We start from the raw sequence: 6,389 nt of genomic DNA, 5'->3' as shown, positions 1-6,389 counted from the left end.
CGATCACCAAAGGGGCACAGTCGGTCAGCTTGATGAAACCAAACGTCAGGTCCGTCTTTTCCAAATCGAGCATCGCAGCCGATCCCGATGGTTCCGCGTCGATTTCAATCTTGCTGATGTCGACCTTGGCCGCGGCAGCTTCGAGATCAGCCAGCGTGACGCCTGAATCGCTGCCTCCGGTGAGCATGCTTGCGAGAGCGACGCAACCGAGGAATGCGAGTTGGGTGGAGGGGGCGAAGAGCGATGCCAACGAGCTTCCCCTCCACTTTTTAGAGGATGCCTGTGGACGGGCTGAAGGCTGGTCAGAACGCGTCGATGTGTCCAGTTCCGATGGTGTGAACGGGACGTTTTCTGGTTCAAGGCAGAAGCCGGCGGGGCAAATTGGCATGAGGGGATTCGACCGTCGAGAAGAGTGCAGAGGCCATGTTCAATAAAGTGGCATCAGTGATGCAGGTTTGACGGGTCGCAAGCGTCGTGCCGGATGCAGGGGCGCGAAGTGCGCTGTTGCTTGCTATGGGGTCTAGTTTGCCTTAAGGGGTCCAGAGTGGTGGGGTCTGCCTTGAAGATGGTCTTGGTAATGCTTCCCGAAAAATCGGGATGGACCGGGCTGCATAAGCTTTCAGCAGCATTTTCAGTTGCCTGCGCGCGGATTAGGCAGGTGCATTCTGGGGCCGCCACTGGCCTCCTGTCCCGGCAGATTCAGCGGCGAGGATGTTCGTTTTGAAACGGGCTCGGTGCTTGGAAACGTCTGCAACGCGGGTGAATTCGAGACTGGGAATTTGCCTTGGGAGCTTTTCCAACTTGGCGGTCAATTGCGACCGACAGAACGGATCGCAAAGAGGCGTCGACCGGACGACTTTGACCTTTGGACCGTTTGAACGCGTTCCCTGAGGGCGCATCTTGAAACACTGGCGGTTTGCCGATTCAGCATCACTTTGAATGCGCCGATAGCCCAAGTGGGTCGTTATGAAATTCCGGGTGTTGATTCCAATTCATTCTGATTCTTTGCGATTTCCTTTTTCAGGCGGAAGGAAAGCAAGACGATCCACAACGATCTGGATGATCCGAATTACAAATCAGCTCCATGAAGGAGATTCACCGCCATGTCCCAACTCAATTGGAAACGTCGCTTGCTGAGTGCGGTCGCAATCGCAACAGCAGCCATTTCCATTCACGCTCACGCTCAAGACACATCCGGTCTCGAACCGGTTGAGGTCCTTGTTGTCCAACAGGGTTCGGGAGCCCTGACCGAACCAGGGCCATCTCCCACTGCACCAGGCGAAACGCCTGCGGCTTCCTCGATCGTGGAACCGCAATCGCCGATCGCTGAACCAGTTGTGGACTCGTCCGCTTCCGTGGACTCTTACGCTTCGTATTCGGCGCCTTGCACTTGCTGTGCAAACGGTTGCTGCACGAAGAAGAAAAAAGAAGCTGCGATGGCGAAGATGAAAGGTGCCTACCAGGGCGTCTTTTATGCCAATGATTTCAGCTACCTCGATGACCCTTGCTACGACGGTCCTTCGTTCTTCGGCGATTCGCTGAAGGGAATGTTCGATGGCACCTTGGACGTCGGTGGCGAAGCGCGTGTTCGCTATCACAGTGAAAACAATCACCGGGGTTTGGGGCTCACCGGCGACGATGACAATTTTTGGCTGACTCGCTATCGCATGTTCGCGAACTGGCGTTTGTCCGATAACCTTCGGTTCTACGGCGAGTACTTGTACGCGGACTCGGGCGGAGAGTTGTTCAACAATCGTCCGATCGAAGAGAACCGCGGCGAAGCGCAGAACCTGTTCCTCGAAGCTCAGTTGACGGACAATCTTTCTGTTCGCGGTGGACGCCAAGAGTTGTTGCTGGGTGCTCAACGTTTGATCTCGCCTTTGGATTGGGCCAACACGCGTCGGACCTTCGATGGTGTGCGTGCGACCTACGCAAACAAAGCCGGTTCGATCGATGCGTTCTACACCCACCCCGTGAAACGCACCGCTGCTTACGAAGACAAGTGGGATGCCACGAACCAAGATGTTCAGTTCTTTGGTGCGTACATGACCCGCAAGGACACTTGGTTGGGGCAGTGGGAAAACTACTACCTAGGTCTCAACAACGACACGACCAATTTCGACTACCACACGATTGGTAGCCGGATCGTCGGCAAAACGGATTCGAATTGGTTGTACGAGTACGAAGGCGGGACGCAGTTCGGGACCAACAGCGATGGAACCGACCACAGCGCCGGGTTCTTCACGGGTGGACTGGGACGTCAAGTCGCAATGACCAGCGACTGGAAGCCGACCTTCTGGTTCTGGTACGACTACGCATCGGGCGGTGATGATGAACTTCGCGGTGGCGATGGATTCGACCACATGTTCCCGCTGGCTCACAAGTATCTTGGTTTCATGGACTTGTTTGGTCGTCGTAACATTCACGACGTCAACGCACAGTTCATCACGCCATTCTTTGGCGAGAAGGTCAAGCTGATTCTCTGGTACCACTACTTCATGTTGGACGAGAAGACCACTCCGTTTAACGTGGTGATGGCACCTAGCAATCCTGGCAACCTTGCCGGCGATCGTGAACTCGGACACGAGATTGACGTTTTGTTCCAGATCGCGCTCAACCCACGCAACAGTGCTTTGATCGGTTACTCGCACTTCAATTCGGGCGACTACTACAGCACGACGGCAGGTGTCCAAGACGTGGACGCGGACTTCTTTTACTTCCAATATCAAATGCGATTCTAAGACGCGTTTGCGGAATTCAAGCGGCATCTTGATCGCTCGTTGTGTCTCACAACGAGCGGTTTTTTTATGCGCTGAACAGAGTCTTTGGATCGCGGTTTGCGACGGAGCGATGACTTGGCCGATGGGAAGTTTCCTGCAACCCGCATCGAGCGTTAACAAGAACGTCACACTCGCCTGATACTCTTCGCTCGAATTCAATTTCAAGTGACGGGTATCACGCATTGGATTGCAGTTCTATGGCTCCAAGAAGGATCTCTTCGGGCTGAAGGGCGACACCCGTTTCCATTCCTTCCAAGCCAAGGAAGTTGCATGCAGCGGCCAGCCCCAAAGCCGGTTCGGACCCTCTTGGTGAGCGATGTGCATCTTGGATCGAAGCATTCGCGTGCCGAAGAGTTCCTGGCGTTCTTGCAAGAGTTCCAACCCGATTCCCTGTACTTGGTGGGTGACTTCATCGACGGTTGGAAAATCAACACGGGGTGGCATTGGTCGACCGCGTGCGACGAAATCATTGCGCACCTGATTCGCGTTTCTCAACAAGGCACCAAAATTCACTACGTCTCAGGCAACCACGACGCTTTTCTTCGCAACCCGGTGTTTCAAGCGGGCTGCCGAGCGACGTTGCCACGGTTTGAAGTCGCGAATGAATTCGTGCTGGAGACCGCTGCCGGTTGGAAGTTCCTGATCACCCACGGCGATTTGTTTGATTGCGTTGAAAACAACGCACAGTGGTTGTCCAAAGGAATGACGGTCGCTTACGACGCTTGCTTGAGTTTGAACCGTTGGTACCACCGCATTTGGCAACACCGGGAACGCAATCCCCACGGCGTTTGTGCGGTTCTCAAAGACCGCGTGAAACGATGGATTCGATTCGTCAGCGGGTTTGAAAACAAAATATTGGACCACGCGAAATCAAAAGACTGTGACGGCGTGATTTGCGGGCACATTCACACGCCCGACATCGTGCAGGGCGATGCGATGTGGTACTGCAACACAGGGGATTGGGTCGAGAACTGCACCGGCTTGATTGAACGCCATGACGGTCAACTGCATTTGCTTCGGCGCTACGACGATGACCTGTTTCTTCGACTTCCCGCTCAACGAGAAACGGTCAGACGATCGTTTTCTGCTCCAAGCGTTCCGGACAACGAACAACGCGAACTCGTCCCGGCGGGTGCTGGGGCGTCGTCAAGTGGTTACGCCGCGTGATGCTTTGCACACAAAAGACTTCTGAATTTCTAACCATCCCTTCGAAAGACACCTTCGCATGGTCGCAAACTGGCTCGGCAACAAGTGCTTCAAAGTCGTTCATCAAAAGAACCTCGTCTACAACACTTGTTGGGAAGACCCACGGATTGACCGTCAGGCACTCTCGCTGGGGGCGGATGATTCAGTTCTCGTGATCACCTCCGCCGGTTGCAATGCACTGGACTATGCACTGCAGTCGCCGAAGTCAGTGCACGCGGTGGATATGAATCCGCTGCAAAATGCTTTGCTGGAATTGAAGTGTGCCTCCATCCGCACACTGAATTACCAAGACTTCTTCGACGTGTTTGGACGCGGCTACCATTCGGATTGGCAATCGCTTTATCACAATCATGTTCGCGGTTCGTTGACTCCAGACGCACGTGCGATTTGGGACCGCCGTTTGGATTTCTTCGACGGGACATCTCGCAGGAAAAGCTTCTATTTCCGCGGCACATCGGGATTGTTCGCGTGGTTGGTCAACGGCTACCTGAAGCGGCCTGCCGGCTTGAAGGAAGCGATTGCGGAATTGCTGAAAGCGGAATCGGTGGATCAGCAGCGTGAGATCTACCAAGAACGCAATATCAACCGGTTGCTTTGGAGCAAACCGCTGCGTTGGGCGTTGCGTCGTGACACAACGCTGGCGATGCTCGGTGTCCCGCGCAGTCAGCGCAACCAACTCGATCAATGTTATCCCGGCGGAATCGGCGGGTTCATCCAAGATCGGATCGAAGCGGTTTTCAAAACGCTGCCGCTGCGTGACAACTACTTCTGGCGAGTCTATTTGACGGGGAGTTACACGCCTGAGTGCTGCCCGGAATACCTCAAAGAAGAAAACTTTGAGACATTGAAAGGCGGTTTAGTCGATCGCGTTCACACGCACACCAACACGGTCGAAGGTTTTTTGACCGGCCACGATCAACCCGTCTCTCGATTCGTGTTGCTCGATCATATGGATTGGTTGTACGACCGCTATCCTGAGTTGCTGGCCTCGGAGTGGCAGAGCATTCTGAATCGAGCAACTCCCGATGCTCGCGTTTTGTGGCGAAGCGCCGCGTTGGCGGTCGATTTTGTCAATCCTCTGATGTTGCAGCACGAAGGCAGCCAAGTTCAATTGGGCGATCTGCTTCATTACCATGACGAACTGGCGACTTCCCTGCACGCTCGCGATCGAGTTCACACCTATGGCAGTTTCTACATCGCGGATCTGTTTGGTCGCATGCAGGAAAATGCTGAGGCGACGACCGGATCGGCTGGGGTGGCAGCATGAGCCAGGCCGTCAAGCCAACGTCCCGCGTCGATGATCTCAAAGTCCTTTGGCACCTGTTGTTCCGACCGGTTCGCGGCAAAACGCACGGCGAACGATTGGAGAGTTTCTACGAAGGGCAAGCGTCCCACTACGATTCGTTTCGTGAGAAGTTGTTGCACGGACGATCGGAATTAATGTCTTGGGTGGACTTCCCTGACGACGGCGTCTGGGTCGATTTTGGTGCCGGCACCGGACACAACTTGTTCTCCGTGGAGGAACAGTCGACGGCTCTTTCTGAAGTTCACTTGGTTGACCTTTCACAATCGCTTTTGAAGGTCGCGTCGGAGCGGATCGAGCAACGTGAGCTCAAGAATGTGACGCTGCATCATGCTGATGCAACTAAGTTTGAGCTGCCTGAAAACAGCGTCGATGTCGTCACGTTTTCATATTCACTGACGATGATACCGGACTGGTTCGAAAGCATCTTGATTGCCCAGCGAATCCTCAAACCCGGCGGAACCATCGCCGTGACGGACTTTCACGTTTCGCGAAAACATGCTGCGTTGGGTAGACGTCAGCATGGTTGGCTGCGGCGAACGTTTTGGTCGCTCTGGTTCGCGTCCGACAATGTTTACTTGTCCAGCGATCATTTGGCGATGCTCCACCGCCGATTCGAGACCGAGCGTTGTGATGAGCGGCTGGGAAGCGTTCCTTACATGCCGCTCATCAAGGCACCGTACTATTTGTTCCTCGGTCGCAAACCAGCCAACTGAGGAGCGATGTTGTTTGGCACACTCACCAGGCCTTGGACCAACTGGCGATGACAGAGTAATCCGTTTCCAGTTGGATGCCGTCCAGGTCTTGTGCGATGGTCGGCACAAATTCAAAGTTGAAGTAGTGGCCGTGGGCCATCAACTGGGTACCGATGCCGAGGTTGTACCAATAACCGCCTCGGAACTCTTCGACGTTGGTGGAGATCAGCAGGTTGTTGGCTGATGAGTCGGCGCCGTCGTAGTCGGTCCGCCAAAGGTGTTCACCTCGGAGCGACACGGACCAATTATCAGTCAATAGAACGCTGGTCCAGGAATTCAATCGGAACTCATCGCTGACGCTGTATCCGCGATAGTTGCGGCCGATCGGCAAATCGGTTTGGAACT

4 protein-coding genes and 2 pseudogenes are annotated in these 6,389 nt (G+C 54.5%); 4 read left to right on the top strand and 2 right to left on the bottom strand.

All coding sequences use genetic code 11. From position 1 onward, the window contains the following. A pseudogene (locus tag ACF8AM_RS08035) lies at positions 1 to 250 on the bottom strand (nitrate ABC transporter substrate-binding protein); the annotation flags it as partial. 853 nt (positions 251 to 1,103) lie between these two features. On the opposite strand from ACF8AM_RS08035, the gene ACF8AM_RS08030 reads away from it, so the two are divergent. From ACF8AM_RS08030 to ACF8AM_RS08015, 4 genes are all read left to right on the top strand, one after another. Continuing rightward, positions 1,104 to 2,741 (top strand): alginate export family protein, encoded by a 1,638-nt coding sequence (locus ACF8AM_RS08030; RefSeq protein ID WP_392555136.1) that lies wholly within the window; start codon positions 1,104 to 1,106, stop codon positions 2,739 to 2,741. Positions 2,742 to 3,089: 348 nt separating this feature from the next. Beyond that, a complete protein-coding gene (locus tag ACF8AM_RS08025) occupies positions 3,090 to 3,947 on the top strand; it encodes a UDP-2,3-diacylglucosamine diphosphatase (protein WP_392555135.1) in 858 nt (285 codons plus the stop codon). A gap of 58 nt (positions 3,948 to 4,005) precedes the next feature. Then, positions 4,006 to 5,253 (top strand): DUF3419 family protein, encoded by a 1,248-nt coding sequence (locus ACF8AM_RS08020; protein WP_392555134.1) that lies wholly within the window; start codon positions 4,006 to 4,008, stop codon positions 5,251 to 5,253. Continuing rightward, entirely contained in the window at positions 5,250 to 6,005 is a 756-nt protein-coding gene (locus ACF8AM_RS08015; RefSeq protein WP_392555133.1) for a class I SAM-dependent methyltransferase, read from the top strand. The genes ACF8AM_RS08020 and ACF8AM_RS08015 overlap by 4 nt, the downstream gene beginning before the upstream one ends. A gap of 22 nt (positions 6,006 to 6,027) precedes the next feature. Here the strand turns inward: ACF8AM_RS08015 and ACF8AM_RS08010 are convergent. Further along, positions 6,028 to 6,389: pseudogene (locus ACF8AM_RS08010) on the bottom strand (transporter); the annotation flags it as partial.

The sequence above is a fragment of the Rhodopirellula sp. JB055 genome (assembly GCF_043100905.1).
Classification (GTDB): Bacteria; Planctomycetota; Planctomycetia; order Pirellulales; family Pirellulaceae; genus Rhodopirellula.
The sequence above is the reverse complement of the archived record's forward strand: the minus strand, read 5'-3'. Positions and strand labels throughout refer to the sequence as shown.

Bases quoted from the DNA above. Each gene is read 5' to 3' on its own strand.
- ACF8AM_RS08030 (WP_392555136.1), top strand. From the start codon at position 1,104: ATGTCCCAACTCAATTGGAAACGTCGCTTGCTGAGTGCGGTCGCAATC.
- ACF8AM_RS08020 (WP_392555134.1), top strand. From the start codon at position 4,006: ATGGTCGCAAACTGGCTCGGCAACAAGTGCTTCAAAGTCGTTCATCAA.
- ACF8AM_RS08015 (WP_392555133.1), top strand. From the start codon at position 5,250: ATGAGCCAGGCCGTCAAGCCAACGTCCCGCGTCGATGATCTCAAAGTC.